The organism is Bacillus mycoides (assembly GCF_018742245.1).
Taxonomy (GTDB): domain Bacteria; phylum Bacillota; class Bacilli; order Bacillales; family Bacillaceae_G; genus Bacillus_A; species Bacillus_A cereus_U.
This window is the reverse complement of the sequence record NZ_CP036132.1, coordinates 2,315,149-2,340,892: the sequence shown is the minus strand read 5'-3', so window position 1 is coordinate 2,340,892 and position 25,744 is coordinate 2,315,149. Positions and strand designations below refer to the sequence as shown.

Below are 25,744 nucleotides of genomic sequence, written 5' to 3'. Positions count from 1 at the left end.
ATTCTTAAAGAAATAGGTTAAATTCAAATGATAAATATTGTAAAATTTATTTATTAATATTTTTTTGAAAAACTCAATTGTGATTGGAGTGTTATTGTATGCAAACAAAAAAAGTTTATCTTTATGTATTTAATACGATGTCAGACTGGGAATATGGACATTTAATTGCAGAACTAAACTCAGGAAGATATTTCAAAAAAGAGTTAGCCCCTTTAAAGGTAGTTACAGTAGGAGCTAATAATGAAATTATTACTACGATGGGAGGACTGAGCATAAAGCCAGATATTTCCCTTGATGAATGTACTCTTGAGAGTAACGATCTTTTAGTTTTACCTGGAGGGACTACTTGGGGAGAAAGCATTCATCACCCTATCTTAAAAAAAATTGGTGAAGCGTTAAAACTCGGCACTATTGTTGCTGCCATTTGTGGTGCAACTGAGGGACTAGCTAATTTCGGATACCTAGATTCTAGACAGCATACAAGCAATGACTTAGAGTATATTAAAATGGTTTGTCCTAATTATAAAGGAGAACAACTTTATAAGATGGAACCTGCAGTATGTGATAAAAATTTGATTACTGCATCAGGAGTAGCTCCTTTGGAATTTGCAATGGAAGTATTGAAAAAAATTGATGTATTTGCACCAGATACGTTACATTCATGGTATAACCTAAATAAGACTTATAAACCTGAATACTTCTTCCAGTTAATGAATTCCATTACTAGATAAGCTAAAAAATTAATTTAGCAGTTTTATATTATATAAAAACCTAAAGTTGTTATAAATACAACGGGTAGCTAAATCTATTTTAATCTTATTGAATAACGATGATCTTTCTTCTTTAGTTATAATAATGAAACGTTCTTTAAAAACCAGTGACGTTTGTAAAACAAAAAATAAAAGGGATGATACATATTAATCTTGAATCATCCCTTTTGTTATGACGTTACTGTCACCATATTATTTTAATTATTCATCTCCAGCAAGAGTTAACTGCCAAGATACGCCATACTTATCATTTAACCAGCCAAATTTTTTACTAAACGGATATGAACCTAAAGGCATAAGAATTGCTCCGTCTTGTGCTAACTTATTAAAAACAGTTTTAATTTCTTCTTCCGTTTCACAAGTTACATAAAGAGACATAGCTGGAGTGAATGTAAAATCATGCTTTACAAAACTATCGATACACATGAACTCTTGGCCATTTAACGTGAATGTTGCATGAATTACAGTGCCCTCTTCACCAGGTCCCTTTTCATCGTATCGAGAGATGTTTACAATTTCTGATTGATCAAATAACGACGTATAAAAATTCATCGCTTCTTCAGCTTTTCCCTCAAACATTAAAAACGTAGTGATTTTTTGATTTGTGTTACTCATTTAGAGACATCCCCTTGTTATATATTTATGCAAAACATACATCGACCAACAAAACCGAACGTATATTCCCGTAAATATATTGTCTATAAAAACGATGAGTTTGTCAATTATCTACTTTCTTATTTCTTCTTAAATAATGCTGTCCAAAGAAATGATTCCCCAAACATATTATTTGGTTGTTCAATTTGCTTCATTTTTCTAATTTCAATTACTTCAAATTCTTTAAATATCTCTCTTAACTTTTCTTCTGAATATGCAAGACCACCTTGCAAACTCCATCCTCTATACACATCCCAGTCCGTTATTTCCGATCCATTTCGCTCATTCAAATCACCTGCTGCAAAACATGTTAATCCGAAATAACCACCTGATTTTAATGAGTTTTTAACTAGATCAACATAATTCATTCTTCTATGTGGTGGAATGTGATGCAAGCAACCGGAATCATATACAAAATCATATTCATCTTGAAAATCCAAATTAAAAATCGATTCACAAACAAATTGTATTTCTATTCCGTTTTCTAACGCCCTCTCTTTGGCCCAATTAATTCCTTCTATAGACAAATCTACGGCTGTTACATCAAACCCCTGTTTCGCTAAATAAATTGCATTTCTTCCTGGACCACATCCAAGCTCTAACACTTTCCCTTTTGAAATCCATTCTTTTTGTATATATGAAACTAAATTCTCATCTGGAACATTTGCAAAAAAAGGAACATCCTTTTCTCTATTCGTGTAAAATTCATTCCAAAATGGTACTGCGGTTCTTAATAAAGAATCCATCATCTTCAAGATATCTTCTTGTGTATGTAACGTTTCATTTTTCATCAAAAGGCCTCCTGTCATAAATTCAGAATAATCCCATAATAACACACGAGAGAGTTTAAAAAAAAGAAAAGCTCCCCATTAATAAAGGAGCTCCGCAAACATTTTTTATTTTCTTAATAAATGTTTAAAATTACTTTTATTACGGTAAATGAAATTATATTGCTTCATAAATCGAACTTATCGTGTATATACTAATTTCAAAATAAAGAACAAAAAAGAGCCGCAATTTTTTCGCGACTCTTTTTTTTCTATCTAATAAATAAAATGATTTACAATCATATCTGAAATTTTATCGGTGATTGTTATTATTTATCAACTTATCGACAAATAATAACAACCCTCTTTATCCCGATTACTATTTTAAGATTTAACGGCCACGTCTTTGCTGACCTTGCTTTGCACTATTGTTCTTATTACTTGGCTTATTAAATGATCGATTGTTATCATTTCTCGAACTATTTCTTGAATCGTTTCTTGGTCCACCTTTTGAACCACTTCTTGAACCTTCACGGCTATCTCTTTGACGATATTGACCTGATTTCTTTGGAGCCGGCTTTTGTACCGGTTTTCCATTTTCATCTACATGTTTTATCTTCGGTTGTTCAATTATTTCTCTTTGCAGTGGTGCACCAAGCGTTTTTTCAATTTCTTCTAAATATCTTTCATCTTTCGCTGCAACAAACGTAATTGCAAGACCTGATCCACCTGCACGTCCTGTTCGGCCAATACGGTGAATATAGCTTTCTACATCTTCAGGAATATCATAGTTAAATACGTGAGTGACACCATCTACATCCAGTCCACGAGCTGCTACATCAGTCGCAATTAAGTACTGAATTTTAGCTTCGCGGAAACTCTTCATGACTCTTTCACGTTTCGCTTGAGGTATATCACCATGAAGTTCAGCACAATTATAACCAAATCCCTTTAAATCATCATAAAGCTTACTTGCTCTAACCTTTGTACGACAGAAAATAACTGCTAAAAATGGCTGATCACGATCCATAACAAAACGAAGTGCATCTGGCTTTGCACGATCTGTCGTCTCAATGACACGCTGCTCAATTGTATCTACCGTTACTTCTTCACTTTGTATTTGAATCATTTGCGGCTCTTCCATATAACGCTTCGCTAGTTTTTTAATATCTTTTGGCATCGTTGCTGAGAATAACATCGTTTGTTTACTGTCAGGTGTCTCATCTAAAATATCTTCAATATCATATAAGAAACCGAAATAAAGCATTTGATCCGCTTCATCTAGTACAATCGTTGAAAGATTACTTAAATCAATTGTTTCGCGTCGTATATGATCTAATAATCGCCCTGGTGTTGCTACAACAATATGTGTATTACCTTTTAGTTTTCTCAATTGCTGTGCAACATCTTGCCCGCCATAAATCGCAAGCACATTAATATCTTCTCTATGAACAAGCATCTTTTTAATTTCAGCTGTAATTTGTAGTGCCAGTTCCCTTGTTGGCGCAACAATTAAAGCCTGAACATCACTAGACTCTGGATTGGTTTTTTCTAAAATAGGTAAAACGAACGCTAACGTTTTACCCGTTCCTGTTTTCGCCTGTCCAATAATATCTTTTCCTGACATAATAACAGGAATTGCTTTCTCTTGAATTGGTGTTGCTTCTGTGATTCCATTTTCACGTAATGTATGATTAAAAGTTTCACTAATTCCTAATTCTAAAAAGTTTTTCATATTGACCACTTCTTTTCCTTATTTTTCACATTAGCTTTCATTGTACCATTTGTTTCGCCAAATATGAAAAATAAAAAAATTCTTACCTTCTCTTTTTATATTCACTATATACAAGTTGAACGAATTCGGTTTGTTTTCTTTCAGATTTTAAAAGTCCTTCCATATTGCCGGAAGACAAAATTTACTTCTTAATTTTTTTGTTACTCCAAATTAAACTTGTATACTTCGTATCTTCATGTAACCTTCGAAACCACTCAAATCCGCTTAATTTCGCAATATGATGTTTTAATTTCATATCATTTCGAGGATAAAATAAAATTATATCTGCTATTACATCAAATAATAAACCCATCTTCTCCCCTCCTAAAGCAACTTTTAAATTACATATGTTCTCCTATACATATATATTTCAATGTTACGGAAATATAGTTACAGGGTGATAAAATTGACCACTACATTCATAAAGATATTTTGTATATTTTTCTTACTATATTTTCAATCGACCTCAATTATTATGGCGAAATCTCAAACAGATGTAATAAGTGAATTCAAACATGCATTACTCAAAAATGATAAAAAATTAATGCAGTCATATGTAACAGAAGGGATTGAATTGCCTACTTTCCATACAGATAAACATATTCATGAAATTAAAATAGTACCGTCTCCAAAAGAAGATACTACAATTCTTATTTCTTATTTCAAAGACACTGATGATGGATTTACTATCGGTTACATTTTAGAAATAGTAACAAAAAATAATAAAATATCTCAAATTAATCAAATTTATGATGGAACTAATCCTCTTATGAAAGAAGCTACTATTGTAAAAGAATATGAAATGAAGTGTAAGGAACATATACTTACTCCTACAAAATTCCCGTTCGAAATTCACGAATTTCAAGGGTTCATCTATAACGATTACTTAGAACTACGATACTACAATGAAGATATTAATGGGATTTTAAAAATCACTGTTTCACCAGTTCAACATAAATTAGGTCAATATGTACATAAGGGAACTAAGTTTTACATTTTAAAACATAATATAAAGGCAGTATATAATCCTCATTTTGATTTAGCATATGAACTTATCTTTCAGAAGGATGGTTTTCAATATAAAATCGCCATTGGTAACAAACTACATATAAAAAGAAAATACAATGCTCAGGATTTGATTCAAATTGCAGAATCTATGAATTGAAAAGCCTATCTTTCCGATATAGGAAAGATAGGCTTTTTATTATTTTATACAGTAATTATAAAGTACACATTTTATTTTTTCGAACAGGTACTTTCCTATTTCTTATGGAAATATACAATAAGAATAAATAATAAAATTGATTATTCTTTCGCTTCTTTGTCCATCCTTTTAAAAAATCTATGTTTTTGTAAAAGGAGTGTTTATATGGAGAAACAGACCCTTTGGAAAAAATTCAAAAAAAGCTCAGTAAACCTCGGAAAATCCAGCGTATATGAAAGTATTATTTTATTCTACACAATGAAAAAGAAAAAGTTACCTACTAAAGCGAAACTCATTATATTAGCCGCCTTATCCTATTACGTATTAACAATCGATTTCATTCCAGATATAGCTGCTATTATCGGGATTGGCTTATTAGATGATGTTTTAGCAATCGCTGTAGCGCATAAATATGTTATGCGACATGCAGACGCTGAAATTCGAGAAAAGAGTAAAATAAAAATGGAGTCATTATTTACTTCAGCACAAGCATAATGAAAGAGGAGCTAATATAATTTCTCTTAGCTCCTCTTTCATAAAACTATTTTTCAAAATACTATTTTACTTCATTAGCTACAAAAAAGTGCTCACATACACTTGAAATACGTTGCAAATCTACGTTTCCACCAGATATAACCGCTACTACTTTTTTCCCTTTAATATATTGATCAACTTTCCCTGCAAGCAGAGCAGCAGTAGCTAGTGCACCCGCACCTTCTACTACAGCCTTTCCACGTTGTAATAAGTCTTTCATTGCTACCTCTAATTCACCTTCTGATACTGTTACAATATCATCTACTAATTCTTTTACAACTTCAAACGTTAAATTTCCTGGTATTTTAACTGCGCAACCATCTGCTATAGTAGGTGCCTCGTAATGTTCTACGATTGTCCCTTTATCATAAGATGCCTTCATCCCATGAACATTTTCTGCTTGTACACCAATTATATTGATTGATGGATTAAAAGATTTTAATGCAACAGCAATACCAGAAATAATTCCGCCTCCGCCAATTGGCACAATAACCGTATCAACATCCCACATATCATCAAGAATATCTAAGCCAATTGTGCCTTGACCAGCCATTACCTCTACATCGTCATATGGATGTAAGTATGTTTCACCTGTTTCTCTTATAATCTCCTCACATTTTGCCTTCGCATCATCAAAAGTTTCACCGTATAAAACAACTTCTGATCCATATCCTCTGGTAGCCTCGACTTTCGCTAGAGGTGCAGAAATTGGCATTACGATTTTACTCTTAATACCAAGTAAATGAGCAGATAAAGCAACACCTTGTGCATGATTACCTGCCGAACATGCAATAACGCCTTTCTCTTTTTCTTGCTCTGTAAGCTGCGACATTTTATTAAATGCACCACGGAATTTAAAAGAACCCGTTAATTGCATATTTTCTAACTTCAAATGAATTTCTCCACCAGTTTTACTAGTCAAATAAAAAGATTTTACTAATGGTGTTTTACGAACGTTTCTATCAAGAATTTTTTGAGCCTTTTTAATGTCTGCTATATGTAATGGTAGTTTACTAGTTATCATACTAACACCTCTTCCAATGATTTATGATCTACTCTATTGTCATTCCTCAGTTTTCGTAAATAATAACTCCTTTATACGCAACCAACTATGTTAAGAAAACATTTGTCATACCTGTACGCCCTTCTTTAAGACACACATCTGCAAACAATTTAACATCCTCTTCATATCACGTTCTTTATAGTGATTCAGACATGCTATTTGAATCCAGTTATTCTTTTGTAAATATGCTGATTCATAATGAACAATATATCCTTGTAATGCTAATGCATCGCCTACTGCCTTAGAAGACTGCCCTTCGTTTAATTGAATGGTAAGAACAATTTGAGCGGCATGATCTTTAGGTGAAACAAGCTTTAAACCCATAGTAGTAATAGCTTGTTCAATATAAGCATACGCCTCTTTTATTTTTTCAAATGCCTCTTCATCTTCGAATCGCTTCAATGCTTCTTGCAATGCATAAATTAAATTCCATGAATGGGAGTATGGAATACTATCATCCATTTCATACATACCAATATCCATATACACAGGTATTGCTTCGTTTTTCTCTACAATGTGATTATGAAAAACGAAAGATAATCCTGTAAATGATTTAATCGCTTTTCCGCTTACACCACTTGCAAAATATACATCCTTCAAATTTATTCGTATTGCTCCAATTGAGCTTATACAATCTACACATAGTTTCATTTGATACTTTTTACAAAGAATGTCTAGTTCTTCTAAATTATTTAACATTCCAGTTGATGTTTCATGGTGAACAAACCAAAGCCATTCATAATTTCCAATTGCCATTATTTTTTCTAATTCTGTATAAATAAACGGCTCTGCCATTTCTTTTTTATACGTATCAAAATTTAAATGTGCACGTTTTGCCTGCTCAATTAATCTATTACCGAACTCCCCGTTCGCTAAAACTAGTCCTTTACCTTTTAATGAACGTAACTGTAAAGCAATTGCATCATTCGCTAACGTCCCTGTTCCTAACATAACTTGTACACGTTTTGCTTTCGTTATTTGAAGTAATCGTTTTTTTACATTTCCCATCGTCACTTGAAATGACTTGGAGCGATGGGAAATAGGCTTAGTAGAAAATGCCTTTTGGACATTCTCTTCGATGTCTACTGGGCCAGGTAAAAACGTATATTCTTTCGTCATAATCCCCCCAACACTCGACTCTTCAAACTTAGTGGGTGTAACATACATTGGCTGGAAAGCTGCTTCTTCTGTTCCAACTAGCGTATGGAAAGGTTTAAACCCCATTTGCTCATATAAAGGAAGCTCACGTGTTGTGGCTGAAATGAGTGCTAATTCATATCCATTTAGAAGTAAATAACGATGTAAAAAGCGAATTAACCCTAACAGTGCTCTTCCATTTCGATATTCACTTTCTACTGAGAGTAAACGAATTTCATATACTTTTTCTCCATGCTCTTGTAAATAAAAATCTAAATTTGAAATTTTATAATCTAACGAGAATGGTCGTTTTCCCCGCACCGCGACCATGCCTACTAATTTCTCACCATCTAAACAAATTAAATATGTATTTTCTTCATGAAATCGATCTATACGAAAACGTTCTTTCGTTTCCTCATGCTGCGGAATCTCTTCTACAAATGTTTTATAGTTCAATTTATGTATACTTTCAAATTCCCAAGCTTGATCAGCAACCTTATAAATTAACCCCATTTCTTACCTCCTTTATCTCTACTTACCGCTCACTATCAAATTAATAAAAATTATAAGTGGAGATTCCCCCACTTATAAAAGATTCACTTTATTCTCGATTTACATATAAAATAAGCACAATAATAAATGCACTTAAAATAGTCGTACCAATAGAGTAAGAATAAAAAATCATGCAAATTGGTAAACAAGCGATTGTAATTAACCCTGGCTTAGTAAATCCTTTAAATATTAAATAAAATACAATAAAAATGCCTATTAGAGTAAGCGCTATCAAATAATCAAATGCTATTAACCCTCCAATAAATGTTGAAATTCCTTTTCCACCCTTACCTTTAAACAAAATTGGATAAATATGTCCAATGATAACGGCCAATAATGCCAGCATTACGAATGTAGCATCTTCAAAAAGGTATTTTGCTATATAAACTACAATTGCACCTTTGATCGCATCACCTATAAATGTAGCGACAAAATACCCTTTTCCATATACTCGCCCCATATTTCTTGCACCAGGATTTCCGCTTCCTTCATCACGAATATCAACGTTATGTCTCCATTTTGTTACTATATAAGCGGTCAATATGTTTCCAAATAAATAAGAAGCCACTACATACAACAGTTGCATACTATTAATCATGTAATCATTCACTTTCTACATGGGAATACTTATACACTATTCAATTATTATGCACATTGTACTTTTCTGACTCTACATCCCTTTATATATTTTAACATCATATTTTTACAAATCATACAAAAAATCTCATTCAGCTATTTGTACTTTAATGTATATTTCCTTCATCAAATAATATGTTCTTTTCGCTGCCATTTCTGATTGTGATACAAATGTAACTTCTCCCATACAATTTTTAAAATTATCAACTTCCTCAAATTCACAAAAAACCGCCTAAAAGCCGAAACATTCAACTTTTAAGGCGGTTTTTTCTATTTATTCTTAAACTTCTCAGTCGCTGCTCTCATCTTCACATTCAAATCGTGATCAATGGAATCACGAATGTCTCGCTCTACTACTTCCATTTCTTTTTGGAAATTTTGCAAGTATATTTTTAGTTCTTCTTCTTTTTCAGGACGTTGTGATGGTGGTAATTGTACCACTAATGATAGCATCGCTGTTAAATCTTTCATTAAGAACGTTTCAAGTTTATGTTGTTGTTCAAACATGCGTTGTTCTTGATAGTACGGAAGTGCATTTAATACTGAAATTGTAATGTCATCAACCGTTCTTTGTAGTGAAGGATTAATCGAGCGTTTATATGCTTGAATTGTATTTAATGCATCTGGATATCGATCATAGAAATACAATTTATAAAACGATAAGTCTGTCGGTTTTACAGTTTGCTGTGATTCTTGTCTCAAGAAATCTTTCACTTTCATTGTTGCGATATCAATATCTTCATTCGTAAGCTTTTTTGTTGTTTTTGCCATCACATGCACTTTTTTCTGCTTTTCTTTCGGTAACATTGAGAAAACTTGCTCTCTCGTACGTTGGCCCGATGAACAGAAAAGTGTATTTAATGTATTTTGTTCTTTTTTCCCTTCTGTACGAATCCAGCGATAAAAGAGTGGGTGCTGCGTAAATTCTTGTAAAAACGGTGTTGATTTGTTCGATAATTTTCCAATAGAATCTTGCGCTCTCTTATATGGTTTCGTCCATGAAAAATAAAGTTTACGTCCGAAGTATACAACTAAAACAACGACAGTAAATGCGATTAAAAGTAATGACCCTAATAGTAATAATACTCCTTGAATGAAACTCATTTTTTCACCTCCTCTAATGATCTGTTATTTCCTTGGACGCTGAATGAGTTTCTGCTTCATCTCATCATTAAATGTGTCAAGTTCAATTACAAACTTCTTACTAGACTCAATAATACGCTCTGACGATTTCTCAGATGCTTCAATAGCAGCGAATACATTTTGGAATGATTCACGTAATTTATCCATGCTAATTGCAGGATTTTCTAGGAGTTTTGTTGTTTCTTCTGTATTTTGTTTTAATGCTTGAGAATTGCTTAATACCATTGATTCAATCGCTTCATTTGTCGCATTAACTGCATCAATTGTTTTACGTTGATTTGTTAATGCGAGCTGAATTGCAGCTGAAACCGTTACAACGTTTTGTGTCATCGTAATTGCATTGCGAATTGCTTCTGCTAGCTTTTCATTATTTTTCTTAATAATATCTACAGACGCGATAGATTGTAATAATACACTTTTTGCTTGTTGCATATTACGAGTACGCACAAGTATCTTTTCTAATGCATCATTTATTAACGGAATATCCCTTTGACGTTCTGGATTTTGTTTCTCAGCTTCAAGCATACCAGCAAGTTTTCTTCCTAAGTATACTTGTTTATCAAGAGCGTGAATTTTATCGTGTGATTGCTCTTTTAACATTTCAAGACCAACCGTATCCTCTTGCAAGTTATCACGGCCAATGAGAAGTGATCTTATAATCTCCTCGATTTGCTTATCTATAGATTGATATTTATGCACGTAATTTTCAAGCGGATTTTTCTTAAACACTTTAAACATAAGTTTCTTCATACCAGTTGCTTTTAATGAGTTTGGATCAAGTTCTGATACCACTTTTCGTAATTCTAACAATGTATTTGGAATTTCTTCATTCTTTCCATTCATCATCGCTGTCACAGGACGTTTTAAAGCTGATAGCGTTTGTCCTGCCGCTTGCTGCTCTTTATCCCCTAAGTCTCCAAGCTGCGACAATACTTTTGATAAATCTGTATTTTGCTCGCTATTTAACTTTTGTACATAAAGATCTGCTTCTTTATTCAGTTCTTCAAGTTCTGCATCTTTTATTACTGTATCCACTACTACTTCTACATTATTATCTTTCACAATCGATACAGGTTCTTTTTTCTCGAGTTCAGTCAACAAAATCGCTCCTTTATTTATATGTGCGAATTTATGTGCACTATATTTCATCTAATATATCGTATTTCATATACATTTTGCTTGCTTGAAATCGATTTTTCAAGAAATACCTGCTTATGCAGTCATTCCCTGTTTCATAGTATAAGTATACCTGTTCTCTTCATTATTTTCCTCAGACTTAAGACCTAGAGAGTAACATACTGAAGGCGGATTCTTTACGAATTACCTTACAGAATTTACGATACGGGAAAGCCCACGCAGGACTTTAGTCCGTCTTTAGACGTGGGATGAAAGTATCGTTTTTGCATAGCAAAACATGGTATACTTTATTCATAGTCATGCAAAAGACTCTAAAACGACTGTTCTCTGAAAACAGAATACATATGAGGTTGGGGTAGCAAATTCTTCTACTCCGTAAAATGTATTAAGTCGTCATGCAAAAGACGTAAAAACATTTGAGAACGAACAATCTGTACGGTATGGTCACAGTACCGTAGCCCACGAACCTATATGGTCTGTTGTGGGAGTGGTGATGGCACACCGCAATCTTGCACGTCAGCGATACCAGAAATGGACTTCGCCTTTGGTAGCAAGAATCCCACTGACGTTAGTCAGCTAGCCCCTTTAGGGGGGGAGTGTCAATAATCACCACTGAATATTAAATTGAAGTTCCATTTAGTTATCCTCTTAAATTTATATAATGTTCTATCTTTTGACATATGCTATCTTTCAATGTGATAATTACATTAAGCCCACTTCTAATTATTCTTCCGCGCAACAAATGCTCCCTTTTGAAAAGCTAATAACACCGTTTCAAACGTATCATCTTCTTCAATCATCTTTATAAATTCTGCTAGTTCCTCCGCATGAGAAGTTGCATTATCAATAACAAGAAAACCTTTTGGCTCTAAAATACGTTTTATATGTTCCCACCACCACATATATTGCGTTCGTTCTGAATCTAGGAAAATAAAATCAAATGAATGATCTAATTGCGAATCTAAAAATGCTCCAGCTTCTTGATTGTGAATATCGATTCGCTGTGTGAAATTCACCTTCCTAAAATTCCCAAGTGCCTCTCCCACCCGTTCTGAAGAAAGTTCTACCGTTGTAACATTTCCATTTGTTTCTTCTACCGCATTTGCTAGCCACAATGTAGAATAACCATTTGAAGTTCCAATTTCTAAAATTTTTTTTACATTACATCCTTTTACTAAAATTGATAAAAATTGTCCCATCTCACGAGAAATATTCCGTAATTTTTCTTCCCGCGTTTTTTTATGTCGATCATGCTCTTCTCCATATTGTTCAAGTTGAGATAATAATGAATCTAAAGTATCCATTCTTTTCATCGCCTTTCCAAAGCAATATGATGAAAAAGCTCTTGCTGCCCGTCTACTTTTCATTATATGCGAAACGAAAACCTTTTTCTCGTTATATGACAAAGTTTTAATTTTTTTTATAGCATATTGTTTCGTTTTTTGGTAAAGTTAATTTCTACGTGCAATTATTCCATTCACATTATTTTACAACCAGTTTTAAATTATAAAATAATATAAACCCCATTTAAATGAATCGGTATTTCAAATTCAATTAAGTGCCCTTTTCGGACGCATTTTCTTTTGTTTATATATTTCTAGAAGAAAGGATGCTTACAAATGAACGTGATTAGCTTAGACGCTGCTAGAAAGCGAAAACAGCATAAAAAATTAATGATTACTATACCGATTATTAAACGTATTTATGAAGAAGACGGGGAAATTAAATTCGAGGTAGCTGGTGAAAAAGATGTACCTCTTGAAATGTTAGAAAAGTAATAAAATAAAGACGTATTTCTATTGAAATGCGTCTTTATTTTATATTTTTACATTTAAATGCATAAGTTTTTCAAGATTAACCATCATATAAATGCTTGAAATTTTCTCATTCTCAAATGCAAATGAAAGCACATAATTGAACGATTCGTTACCATATAATATTTTTTCTTTACTCATTTACATACTGGTACCAAATTTCACGTTCTTCCTCACTCATTTCTCCTATTATTTTTGAGAAATCTATTTTTCTATCAAAAGAGTCTTTTAGCATATTAAATTGAGCAAACGACCCTGTAAATATTTCTAATGAGTCAGAACTACAAACCGCTTCAAGATTTTCAATTGTTGCCCCATCTAATTCTAACTCCTTTAATCCTTTCAATCGCCCTAATACATTTCCATTTTTTACATTTGTATCTTTTAACTTTATATTTTGTAGTGCTGTATTATCTTTAAAACAATTAAAGTTATCAACAATACTATTTTCAAATTCAATTGTTATTAATTTATTTAAGTTTTGTAAAACGAGTAACTCTACTTCATTGACATTTTCTAAACCTAAAATACGTAAATGCTTTAAAGTATTTATTTTTGAAATTGCAATGAGCTGCTCACGATTTGAAATATGTACAGAAAGCGATTCTAACTTCCGAAACTGCGGTAGTAACGAAAAATCTTTAATATCAGTATTTGAAATATCCAATTTTTTTAATGATGGCATTTCTACAAGTGCCGATAGATCATTTACACTCGTCTTCTTAATATTCATTTCTTCTAAGTGCTGCAAATGTACTATTGGCTTTAAATCTTGAACTGGATTATTAACTAAATATAACTTTTTTAAAGCAGTCATCCGTTCTAATCCATTAATATCTTTAATTTCATTTCCAGTTAAAATTAGCGCCCTTACTTCAGTACACATCTGTAATGGACTAATATCTACTAACTCATTTCCGCCTAAATATAATCTCTTTTCTCTTATAAATTTACTCGCACGTTCATGAGATCCCACGATGTTTTTCCATTTTTCATTTAAACTATCATACCAATCTTTAACATTATTTTCAGACTGAAATATAAAATTAGGATGTAAGACAGGTAATTCAATATTAAATAATGCGTCTAAAAAATGTATATTATCATTTGTACCATAACTCCAATATAAATAATCTTCCTCTCGGTGGATTGTGAAATTTTTATCTTTTAGCGTTTGTAAAATAAATAGTAAAAAATCTGAAATTCGATTTGCAATTACATATTTCACTTCTTCATCTCGTCCAAAATTAATAACTTGTCCTATTTTCCCCTTTTTATCCGGATCAACGTCTATTGCAATATTATTCCCACCAGCGTCATTACTAATTGGTATCCATTTTCCATTTGCATATTTTTCTTTAATATAATTTTTTGGTATAGAATATGCATCAAAATCAAATGGTTCTCCATCTTCAACCTTTTTCCATATTCTCCACTCATCTAAAACTTCATCTAACGAGAGAAATGGCAAACCAAAAAATAATCCTGGTCCAGATTTAACCTCACCGTTATGCGCGAGATAAAGCATACGTAATTCATCTGGAAACGAAATTCCCATTTCACTTTCGACATATTTAATTTCTTCTATTGTTGCAGGTGCATTCAAAAACGGTTTAAAGTGATTTTTCAATTCAACTTCTAACTCTTTTAAAATAGTTTTATTCATTCCCCACACTCCCCTTGTATTCCATAATAAAAAAAGCGCTATCAATCACATTAATTGTAATTAATAGCACTTTTTTTCGCAACCAAACTAACTTTATACTATTTCATCGTAATCCAATCAGACTGCATACATACTAACGTTTTTATTTTAAAAAAACTAAAACCATCAGCCCTTCACATTTCAATAACTAGACTCATACCCTAATTTCAGATTGCAATACACCATAAGAAAGGCGGGTAATACAATTGACTTCCAATATCGACTACACATCCCCCTCTACCAATTTCACTCATGATTTAAGTAAAAGTAATTTTTTTAAGAAAGATGCCCAAAATTATATAAACGTACTTGGCATCAAACAATTAAACACAATAAAAAACACTTCTTTATTAGATATATATTTAAGCTCAAGTAATGTTGTAGAACCACATATCCATCAAAATGCAGCTGAACTCGTTTACTGTATTTCAGGATCTGCCGTTGTTTCTTTACTTAATCCATTTACGAATCAAATATTAAACTTACCAATTAAACCAGGGCAAGTTGCTAATATTCCACAAGCTTGGTGGCATTATGAAATCGCCACAACAGATAATACACATTTATTAGCCATTTTTGATGCCCCAACTCCTGAAGTTATTTTTGGATCTGATATTTTAAGGTTAACTCCATCAAACATTATGGCCCATACTTACTGTCTCGATGAACAACAATGGAAACAAGCCATTTCTCCAATTCAATCTACTACAGTAATTGGCCCACCAGCAAACTGTAATCAAAACCGTGGAACGATAAACGAACCAACTCAAACCTCTATTCAACAACAAAATCTATATTATCAAGATTCATACTATTTCCCTCCATATTGGGGCTACTGATTTAATTCATTTCTATTAGAAAAATATAATTCATCTCCTTGGAAAACCCTTGGAGATTTTTTTAATATCAGCATCTTAATTTCCTATTCTTTATCGTAACGATTAATAGAGTTAGTACATATAATAATTATATATTTAATTGGAGGTGATGATACCATGAGTAATTATAGCAACTATCGAAAAAACTATTCTAATAACAAAAATAGTAGTTCTTCAACTTCTTCTCAATCTTCCAATTCTCAATCGCAAAAAGATTTAGCTCAACAAGGCTATGTAAAGAAAAAAGGTTGTAACTGCAATAAAAATAAATAATAAATTACTAATATTAACAATTCTATTTCAGCGCATCCGTAAAGCAATGATATCCTACCATATAGTAAATTTAAAAGATGAATCCAAGTATTAATTGGATTTATCTTTTTTTGATATACTGATAGAATTTTTTATATAAAAAAATTGTTCCTTAAAATATAAAGTGCAGATTATAGTATTCATTCTTTCATACGAGCTTAACTTAGCATATTTTTCAAATGGATTTAATACTTATTTCCCACAAAAAATATAGCCCTCCCTAATATTATTAGGAAGGGACTATATACAAATACCAGTTTAATTTCCCACTAAACATTGTAACGAATTAAACGATATTAATACCTGCACTTGCAAATCCATCAATTGTAGCTATTGGACTAGCTCCTGTCAATGAAACATATACTAGTATTTTATCCCCAGCGGCTACTGGAATATTAAGAGGTTCGATTCCTGATGCTGTAGCACCAACCACTATTCCGACAAATGTTGGTAATAATAATAGAGGTGCTCCCACTGGTGAAAACGTATTACTTGCTGCAGATGCAATTAATATTTGCATTTGAACTTGAGTAGTTCCTAATGAAACTCCCGCTAATACACTAAAGAAACCTGCTAATGACGTAATAGTCCCTGCGCGTGGTGCTACAAATGCATAATCACCTATACCTGCCGCTAATAGGATATCGCCTCCACCCAATAAAGATATGCCAGGCTGACTAAAACCAAATCCAAGGAGAGTTCCTGTACCAATAGTTCCTGCTACCAGGTTAACTAACACAGCTGGTGTTGTACCTGAAGCATATGGAATAATAGCTCCGCCACCTGTTGCTCCTGTTGCTCCTGTTGCTCCTGGCGGAATTGGAGTAAGACTAATTAGTTGTGTTAATAGATTAAATAAAAGTCGGAAAGTTGATGGAGCAAAACAAGTCTGTATAGAGAAGAAGAAATCTGCAAGAGCACTGTAAAATTGTTGTAATAGTACAGACAATTGCCCCAAGTCTGTATTAGGAGATTGTAATTCATTTAAAATACTTTGAACTAACTGTTTTAAATAATCTCCTTCTGTAGTTGGTAGTAATAAATTTAGTAAATCTAAGAGTTGGTTAAACAAGTTGATTAGTATCAATTTATTTGCAGCATTTGGAGTAGCAAAAAACGTTGGTATAGCTATTATTAAAGCATTTAGTAAACTAATCAATTCATTTAATTGTGAATTGCTAGGACAAACTACCTTCGGCTCACAACAACCACCTGTAATAATAATTGAATCACAGTGATTATTATCAGAACAATCATTATGTTTCATATTTTTCCTCCTTACTTATTTATTTTCCGAGTACCTTTCTATTCTAAGAGTTATTGAATATATAGTTATATTTTATTAGCTTTGAGTAATAATTTCCTCTTAGAAAAGAAAGCGCTACTAATAATTAAACAATAAAGAACGCTGTTTTAATTATCTTCACGACTCTCATATTAATTATATGTCCCTAAAAACTTAATGATTAGATTATATACCTAAACTCAGTAACACATTTTAAAATCCCACATTTCTATTTTTAATACATAATCTCATTCTCAAAAATAATCAATTCAAATGTGACATAATAAATACAAAAAATCATATTGGTTATATGGGTATGTAGCCGCGTCCCTAATAAAAAAAAATCATAAAATAAAACATGGGACAAGCTTCATCTTAACTAGCCCCATAAATTCAAAATAGAGGTGAAATATTACATGCCCATCATTCAACCTTTTATGGCATCTAGAAGATTCACGTCCACTTTAGGTGCTGGTACTGGTACTGGCGCGGCTTTCGCAATTGCCGCTACAGCATGCTTAAACGACTCTGGTACTACCGCAACAGCATTTCCCACTTACACATACTACAATTTTTATGTCAATGGAGTCATTCAACCTAGTGTAAACTCAACTGTCACTACAGGACCTACTGGTGCAATTACCATTCCAGGTGGAGATGCATTAGATCCTGGAATTCCAATCACAGTTGAATTTATCATCACTTAATATCTATTTTTTCATTCAGACAGATCACTCAAATATGAGAATCTGTCTTTTTTAATGAATAGTAATAAATTGTAAAATAATTGATGAACCTTGTAAAGGCGGTTCAGAATCTATTAAAATCAACTGACCGGAAGTAACTTTGTAAAAAGGTTGTGGCTGAAGAATTCCATTTATAAACAAATTAATATATGAAACGTCATCTGGAGAGAGAATTTGTGTTGTACCATATTCAGGTAATCCATCAGCATTTGTATAAATAAGCTTTTCTCCATCTGAAAAAGTAAAATATAGTATATTTGATGTTTGTATATTACCAATAGGACCCGTTACACCTGTTGCTCCGGTTGTTCCGGTTTCTCCCCTTGTTCCAGTTGTTCCTGTTACTCCGGTTGTTCCGATTGCTCCGGTTACACCTGTTGCTCCGGTTGTTCCGGTTGTTCCGGTTGCTCCGGTTGTTCCGGTTACACCTGTTGCTCCGGTTACCCCCGTTGCTCCGGTTGCACCTGTTGCTCCGGTTATTCCGGTTACACCTGTTGTTCCGGTTACACCTGTTGCTCCGGTTGGAATTCGAATAACTGGAAGTGGTGGAAATGTAGGTCCAATATTTTCAAAAATTGATGTTTCATTATAGTTCTTCAATTTACCACCCCCTTTCACTTAATAATTATTAAATGTATATTTCTTTTAAATGTTAAAAAACGAATTTACATTTACAACTCCTGTTAATGAACGTTATTATATTTCTTATCAAATTAATATAACAACTCCATAACTTACAGGATCAACATTAATCTAAATTTACAGAAAATCCCCCCTTGCTATTCCATCACAATACGTAAGGTAATCATTTTCCAATCCTATATGCAATACTGCTTTGACACTCAACTATGTGTCTTTTTTATACGAAAAAAGCTATCTAATTATAGATAGCTTTTTCATAATATATTAAGAAACAGGATAATATATTGTCATACTCACTCTTGTTAATGTTTCTCCTAAATTGTAATAAACATGTGGTCTATCCGCCTTAAATCTAATGGAATCACCACTTTTTAAATTATATTTACACCCATTTACTTCAATTGTTAATTCTCCATCAAACACTGTTATAAATTCTTCCGTTCCTTCTTTATGAGCTTCCGCACTCAAACTTCCCTTTTCTTCAATTTCAATCATATAAATTTCAAACTGTCTATTTTCTTGGAACGAAAATGAAGGAAATACTCTATACCTCCCATTATCCTCAGACAATATTTGGATATCATTCCGTAAAACTATAGTCGTATCTGGTTGTGGATTATTTATTAAAGAAGTAAAGGAAACCTTTAGTCCATTAGCGATTTTCCAAATTGTTGTAATCGTAGGACTAGATTCCCCTCTTTCAATTTGTCCAATCATTGTTTTACTCACACCTGTTAATTGTGAAACCTTTTCCAAACTCAGTTTTTCTTTCTTACGAATAGCTTTTAAATTTTTTGCAAGGATAATTTGAATTTCCTCCATAAAAAACACTCCTATACAATATAACGACCATTATGTATAATAAAAAGCACACGTTATATTGTTCTTTTCGGTCATTATAACACACGAATCAGAGGAGGTTTTTGAAATGCCTATATTTTCTTTTGTATTATTCGTCTTTATTAGTAGCTTCACACCAGGACCTAACAATTTTTTAGCTATGACATATGCCCAGCAATATGGATTAAAAAGAAGCATTACATTTTGCTTAGGTGTAGCTTTCGGTTTTTTTATTATCACTTCATTATGTAGTTTCTTTAATATTGTACTTATAAACATACTGCCAACAATTGAATTCCCTTTTAAAATTTTAGGTGTAGCTTATATGCTGTATTTAGCTTTTAAAATACTCACTAGTAAAGGTAATACAGATACAAATGAAAAAAGTAATAAAAACTTATTTTTAGTAGGAATTATGCTTCAATTTGTTAACCCGAAGGGAATTTTATTCGGACTGACGGTAGTATCAACTTTTATTCTCCCTTACTACCATTCATATTCTAGTTACCTTTTCTTTTCATTATTTTTAGGCATAGTCGGTTTAATGAGTACGTTTAGTTGGTGTCTATTCGGATCGATGTTTCAAAAACTTTTATTAAAACATAACCGAATGTTTAACATTATTATGGCAGTTTTATTAGTGTTTAGCGCCATTTCAATTATTATTAACTAGTTCTATACTCATTCTAATTCTTATATTTTGTTTAACTGAACCAAACGCTACAGTTCGTATTTCTTAAGCTTTTTCTACTATTCTCCTAAATAGAACTTTTTTCTACCTTGTACAAGCAGTTCTTATCCTCATTAAATATAATATATAGACAAATAAAAGATAGGAGATTAAAGAATGGCTGATTATTTTTATAAACATAGTAAAAAGTACTATAAAAACTATTCATATTCTCAAAATAAAAAAGAGAACTGTTTCACTAAAACGCATACGATTGCTGGCTCAAATATACCGTTAGATATTATTGTACCAGCTAACACTTCAAGAATAGTTTTTGAAGATGCTACTAATAATCACAATAAAACATTACTGCAGTTTCATGTTCCTGGTACTTCTGCACCAATTGTTGTAACTATTCGTACAAGAAATTCTCGTAGACCGATTACAGCTACAATAGCTTCAGGTGAAACAAGAATTCTTCAAGTAGAAAATTTTGAAAGCCTCACTCTCACAAATAATAATAATACAAGTAGCGACATTGGTGTTTATATCCAAAAAACGTTTTGCATCTGCTGTGATGACCAAAATGATTATTATGCAGAACAATCACATTCTCTTAACCAAAAGAGTAACTGTTTTATTGAGACTCATACCATAGCCGGTTCGGGAACTACCTTAGCTGGAAATGTACCTCTCGATATTATCGTACCCCCTAATACCTCAAGAACAGTATTTGAAGATCTTACTATTAATCACAACAAAACATTACTTCAAGTATCTGTTCCTAACGATTCCGGTCCCATTGAAGTAACAGTTCAAGCAAGAAGTTCTAACATACCAATTAATGCAACTTTAGTTCCTAATGAAACAAGGATCTTTCAAGTGGAAGATTTCCAAAGCCTTACTCTCACAAATAATTCCGATACATTTGATTTTATTGATATATTTATTAATAAAACATTTTGTATTTGCTGTGATGACCAGAACAACCCTTGCGATGAATGTAACCATGAATACGACAATGATTATGATTGTTAGTTTATGTATTTACTTATCTATCATTTCTCGTTTCTTAATAAAATAGCATTTTTGTTTATAAATTTTACACATTTAAACTAGACAAGCATATGTTATTATATGGAGATCCCCTCCACTCATAAGATTCTTACCTTTCTAAGAGTACGTTTATAGGCGTGCTCTTTTGATTTTTTATTCAATAACGATTTTTACATCCACACGCTTCTTACTAAGCTTCATTGCTAAATAAAGCTGGATATATTTTTTCTATTTTTGAATGTATAATCCAAAACTTATTACTAGAAACCGTACAAATACTAATAGCTCTTCAAAAATAGAAGCACATGCTTCTATGGCAAAAGACAATTCGAGTTGACGAATTTGATTTTTCGCATCATCAAAATCGGAAGCTACAACTTTTTATTAAATACAGCTTCAGCCTTATGACCTTGCAGTATATATTGACAATACTTTAGCTAGTCATAGAAAATCTTATGGAACAATCGCGATATATATAAATCCAAATACTTCTCAACGGATAGGATTATGGACAGTATATGATCCATCAAGATATTTAATATATTCCTAATTTGGTTGGGTAAGTAATAGACCAATTAATCCATAATAAGAAAAAGAGGCTGCGAAATAATTACAGCCTCTTTTCTTTAATCGCATTTTTCTATTTGGTCGCCTTCTTCACCTGCATTTTCTGCCGAACTATCCGTTCCGCCTCCCACTGCATGTTGCTGTTTGGTATTAGAACTTTCGATGGCAGCGTTGGTTCCCGCTGCACTGTCTTCTCCGCCACCACTTGCCACTTGAGTAGCACCAGCCTGTTCCTTACGGGTTTTATTAATTTGATTATTGATGATAAGTACAAATTCTGCCTCTTCATCCGAAGTCTCTTTTTTCATTTTATGCGGCTCAATCTGGTCCCCACTAATTCCCTTATTTATGGCTTCGCCTCCAGCGCCCACCGTTTGTTGCTGTCTGGTATTCGATGAATCAATTGCTGCATTACTTCCTGCTGCACTATTTTGTCCGGCTCCACTGGCAATTTGTGTTGTATTCGGTGCAAATGTAATCTGATTATTAATGACAATGACAATTTTTCGTTTATCAGCAAGATTTCCCAAATTAATTTCTTCTCCATCTTTTTTTACAAATCGAAACGTGATTTTTTCATTGTTTTCCATGTTCTCCCCCCTTTGTAGTATTAAATGACTGGAGAATGATAATGGATTGGACAAGCGTATTTTTTTTATAAATATGTGCCCCCGCCCACAATGAAGGGTGTATTATCAGGTTCCGGTATTTTGCTCGTATTAGGTACGTCGACTTGACGACAGTCCAGCATCCGCCGAATTTTGGAATGCATGGAGAAAAGCCTTATAGGAGATATAGAAAGAGAGATTAGTAGAAACATTGGTATATAAAGGTTTCTAGGTTTGATTATATTTTCCTTTTCTTATTTAGATTTATCAGCCAAGTATCTAGCATAGTGAATTAAATTTCTAGCTACATCTAATTCAAGATTAAATATATTAGGTACCCCTGGTCTCCAATTCACCTCAAATAACCACAATTTTTGATCTTTATCAATCCCTACATCAATTCCTAACTCATCAAATACTACATCCTTAAATAAAGAATTAAAATGGTTAGCAAAAGTTACTGCAAATCGTTCTAAATACCTTTTAATATTATACCAATCGTTATCAAATTCCGCTTTTAAAAAAACATCTAAATAAGTACTGTAACCACCCTTAGCCATATTTGATACAACACTTCCTAATGGACCTATTCTCGGGAATATAGAAGTAACAACCCACCTGCCTTCCCCATTTCTTTGAACATGCAATCGAAAATCATAAACATGACCAGATTTCATTTGACATGAAATAAACTGTTGAACTATGTAACCTTGCTCTTGAATCTTATCAGATATAAAGCTCCGTAATTGTTTTTTATTCATAGATGAAATTTGTTCTGACTCATTCATACTATAATTCATCCCGTTTTTTTCAATGAAAACAATACCACTACCTTGATGTCCAGAAATTGGTTTAATAATAAGTTTTTCATAACGATTAATCATGTCAAAAAACTTATTAACATCATTTAATTCATAAAAAGGAATAAGATATTGCTTAAATTTTTTTGCTCTATTTATTCTGTTATATACACTTAATTTATTTCCAATTGAATGGCTTGTAAACGGAACTTTTTCATATAGATGATCATAGATTTGCTGATTTTTATCACTAATATGAACACTTGCATTATAAATAACATCTGGAAAAGAAAATTCTTGTTCAACCCACTTACCATTTTCATAAGTTTTACCTAAAATCTTCTCCGTTTCTATATTTACCTTCCCTAAAGTAAAATAAAAAAAGTCCACACCTTCAGCTTTAGCTACAGCAGCGTAAGTATATGCTTTCTTTACGTCATTCGGGTCTTTCCGATGATGAAGCATACCAATTATAGTCATGTTAGTTCTTCTTCCCTTCTTTCTAAAGATCTTTTTCAAAACAAATATCAAATTCATTATATGTATATTCATGTTCTCCCTCATTCAACCATTTTTCGAAAAATCCAGAACAAGCTTAACCTCATTTTAATATTCTACCTATAGAAATAATAAACCTAAGGTTTTAAAAAATGATTAAGGTTAAGGTGACTTAAAATGGATACTATCGTTTTCATTGAAACAAATAAATCTGGATCAAGTAGGGAAGCAATCAAAGCAGCCGAAAAACTTAATTTCTTTACTGTTTTGTTAACTAACAAAACAAAATTTATTGAAGAACGAAATATATTCCCCGATGTACATCAAATGATTCTTACTGATATAAACGACTATGAAAATATAATTACAATAATCGAAAAAATAATAAAATCAGGGAAAAACATAAAAGGAATCTTTAGTTTTATTGATCCTTTTGTTTATGTAGCTGCACGTTTATCAGAAAATTTCTGTTCAAATATTGTATCTACTAAAGCAATCTATCATATGGAAAACAAAATATTAACTCGTAATGTACTTAAAGATTTACCAATCTCACTCAAATATTTAACTTATAAACCAACAGAATCATTATCATCTTTCCTTAAAAAAACTAAAAATATGAATTTCCCTCTTATTGTAAAATCCCCCAAATCCACAGGTTCAAAAGATGTATTATTAATAAAAAATAAAGATCAATTAATTTTATCTATGAAAAGTCTTTTAAAAAAACTACCTAATGAAGAAATTCTACTTGAAGAATATATAGATGGACCTCAGTACTTAGTCGAAGTTTTAGTTCAAAATGGAAAAGTCCATATTATAGCAGTAATTGAACAAGAAATTACACTTTTTGAACGCTTTATTGTTACTGGTTATTCTTTACTAGGACAGGTAGACAAAAGACTATATAATAGTCTTTTCAATGCAGTTAATTCTGTTATTCAGGCTTTTAATATGAAAAATGGAGCTTGTCATCTAGAACTCCGGAGAATAAATGATGTTTGGAAATTAATTGAGATAAACCCCAGAATATCAGGTGGAGCAATGAATGACATAATTGAAATTGGACATGGAATCAACTTAGTACAAGAAACTATTCAATTAATGTTAGGAAATAAACCTTCACTAAATAAAAAACATTATAAATATGTGTATGCTCATTACCTAACAGTTAAATTTAAAGGAAAGCTAATTCGAGTTACAGGGAAAAATCGTAGTTCTAGATATCCTGGTGTAGAGAAAGTTTATATAAAACCTAAAAAAGGAACTTTTCTAAAACCACCTACATCAATGGGACATCGATATGGATACGTTTTAGCAGCGTCCTATTTTAAAACAGAAGCAAAAAAAATAGCTTTAGAAGCGGCTAAAGAAATTTCTTTTGAAATCCAAAAATAATAAAAATAACATATATACACCAACAGATAAAAATATACTAAAAATCATATTTCTTATAATTTTAATTTATTTACTAAATAGACGACTCCAAAATGATTTAATTTATATATGGTAAAATATATCCATCGCTAATATGTCCAAACATGTAATTTTCATAGCAGCAAAATTACAACTAGACTTATACAACATGATTCAAAAATCAATGAAGGAATGTTTTAAGTGAAAGGACGTATTCGAAAAAGAGGAACAAAATGATATATTATTGTCAATATCGGAGCTGATCCAGAGACAGGAAAAAGAAGACAAAAGTGGCTTTCATGATACATTTAAAGCCTATTTGAAAAAATCCGAATTAAAAAACATTAGATTTCATGATTTACGCCATACACATGCAACGCTTCTTTTAAAACAAGGAGTACATCCAAACATTGCAAGTGAACGATTGGGTCATAAGGACGTTTTCATAACCTTAAATCGCTATTCACATTTTTCACCTGGTCTGCAAAAGGACGCTGTTAAAACATTTAGTGAAAGACTATTCGGATGGTAATGTT

General features: G+C 32.2%; 25 protein-coding genes and 2 pseudogenes. 10 read left to right on the top strand and 17 right to left on the bottom strand.

Features of this window, described 5'->3' with window-relative positions; translation table 11 throughout:
- Positions 1 to 98: 98 nt before the first annotated feature.
- Positions 99 to 731: a type 1 glutamine amidotransferase family protein gene (locus tag EXW56_RS11855; protein ID WP_204209219.1), complete on the top strand. Its 633-nt coding sequence runs from the start codon at positions 99 to 101 to the stop codon at positions 729 to 731.
- A gap of 240 nt (positions 732 to 971) precedes the next feature.
- Here EXW56_RS11855 and EXW56_RS11850 read toward each other — a convergent pair whose 3' ends face one another.
- The 4 genes and pseudogenes from EXW56_RS11850 to EXW56_RS11835 form a co-directional block, all read right to left on the bottom strand.
- Entirely contained in the window at positions 972 to 1,385 is a 414-nt protein-coding gene (locus EXW56_RS11850; RefSeq protein ID WP_215558480.1) for a VOC family protein, read from the bottom strand.
- A 119-nt stretch (positions 1,386 to 1,504) separates the two neighbouring features.
- Entirely contained in the window at positions 1,505 to 2,215 is a 711-nt protein-coding gene (locus EXW56_RS11845) for a class I SAM-dependent methyltransferase (protein WP_215558479.1), read from the bottom strand.
- 367 nt (positions 2,216 to 2,582) lie between these two features.
- Positions 2,583 to 3,935, bottom strand: a complete 1,353-nt coding sequence (locus EXW56_RS11840) for a DEAD/DEAH box helicase (protein ID WP_215597510.1) — start codon at positions 3,933 to 3,935, stop codon at positions 2,583 to 2,585.
- A gap of 73 nt (positions 3,936 to 4,008) precedes the next feature.
- Positions 4,009 to 4,278, bottom strand: a pseudogene (locus tag EXW56_RS11835) (hypothetical protein).
- Between the two features lie 60 nt (positions 4,279 to 4,338).
- Here EXW56_RS11835 and EXW56_RS11830 point away from each other — a divergent pair.
- Together EXW56_RS11830 and EXW56_RS11825 are read left to right on the top strand one after the other, a co-directional pair.
- Positions 4,339 to 5,130 (top strand): hypothetical protein, encoded by a 792-nt coding sequence (locus EXW56_RS11830; protein WP_215597509.1) that lies wholly within the window; start codon positions 4,339 to 4,341, stop codon positions 5,128 to 5,130.
- Between the two features lie 204 nt (positions 5,131 to 5,334).
- A complete protein-coding gene (locus EXW56_RS11825) occupies positions 5,335 to 5,664 on the top strand; it encodes a YkvA family protein (RefSeq protein WP_070128385.1) in 330 nt (109 codons plus the stop codon).
- Positions 5,665 to 5,725: 61 nt separating this feature from the next.
- Here the strand turns inward: EXW56_RS11825 and tdcB are convergent, their stop codons facing one another.
- The 6 genes from tdcB to EXW56_RS11795 form a co-directional block, all read right to left on the bottom strand.
- Positions 5,726 to 6,727 carry a bifunctional threonine ammonia-lyase/L-serine ammonia-lyase TdcB gene (gene tdcB, locus EXW56_RS11820; protein WP_002157827.1) on the bottom strand — a complete coding sequence of 334 codons (1,002 nt, stop codon included), beginning with the start codon at positions 6,725 to 6,727 and terminating at the stop codon, positions 5,726 to 5,728.
- Positions 6,728 to 6,832: 105 nt separating this feature from the next.
- Positions 6,833 to 8,416 (bottom strand): aminotransferase class V-fold PLP-dependent enzyme, encoded by a 1,584-nt coding sequence (locus EXW56_RS11815; protein WP_204209224.1) that lies wholly within the window; start codon positions 8,414 to 8,416, stop codon positions 6,833 to 6,835.
- Between the two features lie 88 nt (positions 8,417 to 8,504).
- Positions 8,505 to 9,053, bottom strand: coding sequence for a glycerol-3-phosphate 1-O-acyltransferase PlsY (plsY, locus tag EXW56_RS11810; protein ID WP_002109931.1), 549 nt, complete (start codon positions 9,051 to 9,053; stop codon positions 8,505 to 8,507).
- Positions 9,054 to 9,361: 308 nt separating this feature from the next.
- Positions 9,362 to 10,195, bottom strand: coding sequence for a DUF3974 domain-containing protein (locus tag EXW56_RS11805; protein ID WP_215597508.1), 834 nt, complete (start codon positions 10,193 to 10,195; stop codon positions 9,362 to 9,364).
- Between the two features lie 24 nt (positions 10,196 to 10,219).
- A complete protein-coding gene (locus EXW56_RS11800; protein ID WP_002109928.1) occupies positions 10,220 to 11,332 on the bottom strand; it encodes a toxic anion resistance protein in 1,113 nt (370 codons plus the stop codon).
- A gap of 758 nt (positions 11,333 to 12,090) precedes the next feature.
- Positions 12,091 to 12,684 (bottom strand): O-methyltransferase, encoded by a 594-nt coding sequence (locus EXW56_RS11795; protein ID WP_078181928.1) that lies wholly within the window; start codon positions 12,682 to 12,684, stop codon positions 12,091 to 12,093.
- 306 nt (positions 12,685 to 12,990) lie between these two features.
- On the opposite strand from EXW56_RS11795, the gene EXW56_RS11790 reads away from it, so the two are divergent.
- Entirely contained in the window at positions 12,991 to 13,149 is a 159-nt protein-coding gene (locus EXW56_RS11790; protein WP_002157830.1) for a hypothetical protein, read from the top strand.
- 39 nt (positions 13,150 to 13,188) lie between these two features.
- Here EXW56_RS11790 and EXW56_RS11785 read toward each other — a convergent pair.
- A pseudogene (locus EXW56_RS11785) lies at positions 13,189 to 13,299 on the bottom strand (RNA polymerase sigma factor SigJ); the annotation flags it as partial.
- Positions 13,300 to 13,318: 19 nt separating this feature from the next.
- Entirely contained in the window at positions 13,319 to 14,851 is a 1,533-nt protein-coding gene (locus EXW56_RS11780) for an SMI1/KNR4 family protein (protein ID WP_215597507.1), read from the bottom strand.
- A gap of 245 nt (positions 14,852 to 15,096) precedes the next feature.
- Here EXW56_RS11780 and EXW56_RS11775 point away from each other — a divergent pair, with 245 nt between their 5' ends.
- The gene (locus tag EXW56_RS11775; protein WP_215597506.1) at positions 15,097 to 15,729 is read left to right on the top strand and encodes a cupin domain-containing protein; all 633 of its coding nucleotides are present in this window, start codon (positions 15,097 to 15,099) and stop codon (positions 15,727 to 15,729) included.
- 637 nt (positions 15,730 to 16,366) lie between these two features.
- Here the strand turns inward: EXW56_RS11775 and EXW56_RS11770 are convergent.
- Positions 16,367 to 17,347: an exosporium glycoprotein BclB-related protein gene (locus EXW56_RS11770; protein ID WP_215597505.1), complete on the bottom strand. Its 981-nt coding sequence runs from the start codon at positions 17,345 to 17,347 to the stop codon at positions 16,367 to 16,369.
- A gap of 434 nt (positions 17,348 to 17,781) precedes the next feature.
- Here EXW56_RS11770 and EXW56_RS11765 point away from each other — a divergent pair, with 434 nt between their 5' ends.
- Positions 17,782 to 18,072 (top strand): DUF4183 domain-containing protein, encoded by a 291-nt coding sequence (locus tag EXW56_RS11765; RefSeq protein WP_002200491.1) that lies wholly within the window; start codon positions 17,782 to 17,784, stop codon positions 18,070 to 18,072.
- Between the two features lie 51 nt (positions 18,073 to 18,123).
- On the opposite strand, the gene EXW56_RS11760 is transcribed toward EXW56_RS11765, so the two are convergent.
- Together EXW56_RS11760 and EXW56_RS11755 are read right to left on the bottom strand one after the other, a co-directional pair.
- Entirely contained in the window at positions 18,124 to 18,711 is a 588-nt protein-coding gene (locus EXW56_RS11760; RefSeq protein ID WP_215597504.1) for a DUF4183 domain-containing protein, read from the bottom strand.
- A gap of 306 nt (positions 18,712 to 19,017) precedes the next feature.
- A complete protein-coding gene (locus tag EXW56_RS11755; RefSeq protein ID WP_002109916.1) occupies positions 19,018 to 19,575 on the bottom strand; it encodes a helix-turn-helix domain-containing protein in 558 nt (185 codons plus the stop codon).
- Between the two features lie 106 nt (positions 19,576 to 19,681).
- Between EXW56_RS11755 and EXW56_RS11750 the strand changes: the two genes are divergently transcribed.
- On the top strand, positions 19,682 to 20,266 hold the full coding sequence (locus tag EXW56_RS11750) for a LysE family translocator (RefSeq protein WP_215558469.1): 585 nt from the start codon (positions 19,682 to 19,684) through the stop codon (positions 20,264 to 20,266).
- A 174-nt stretch (positions 20,267 to 20,440) separates the two neighbouring features.
- On the top strand, positions 20,441 to 21,301 hold the full coding sequence (locus tag EXW56_RS11745) for an exosporium protein D (protein WP_215597503.1): 861 nt from the start codon (positions 20,441 to 20,443) through the stop codon (positions 21,299 to 21,301).
- Between the two features lie 644 nt (positions 21,302 to 21,945).
- Here the strand turns inward: EXW56_RS11745 and EXW56_RS11740 are convergent.
- Positions 21,946 to 22,476: a hypothetical protein gene (locus EXW56_RS11740; protein ID WP_002109913.1), complete on the bottom strand. Its 531-nt coding sequence runs from the start codon at positions 22,474 to 22,476 to the stop codon at positions 21,946 to 21,948.
- A gap of 272 nt (positions 22,477 to 22,748) precedes the next feature.
- Entirely contained in the window at positions 22,749 to 23,846 is a 1,098-nt protein-coding gene (locus EXW56_RS11735; protein ID WP_002200495.1) for a YheC/YheD family endospore coat-associated protein, read from the bottom strand.
- 123 nt (positions 23,847 to 23,969) lie between these two features.
- Between EXW56_RS11735 and EXW56_RS11730 the strand changes: the two genes are divergently transcribed.
- Both EXW56_RS11730 and EXW56_RS11725 read left to right on the top strand, forming a co-directional pair.
- Positions 23,970 to 25,190, top strand: coding sequence for an ATP-grasp domain-containing protein (locus tag EXW56_RS11730; RefSeq protein WP_131231863.1), 1,221 nt, complete (start codon positions 23,970 to 23,972; stop codon positions 25,188 to 25,190).
- A gap of 262 nt (positions 25,191 to 25,452) precedes the next feature.
- Positions 25,453 to 25,740, top strand: coding sequence for a tyrosine-type recombinase/integrase (locus tag EXW56_RS11725; RefSeq protein ID WP_213020091.1), 288 nt, complete (start codon positions 25,453 to 25,455; stop codon positions 25,738 to 25,740).
- Positions 25,741 to 25,744 lie beyond the last annotated feature (4 nt).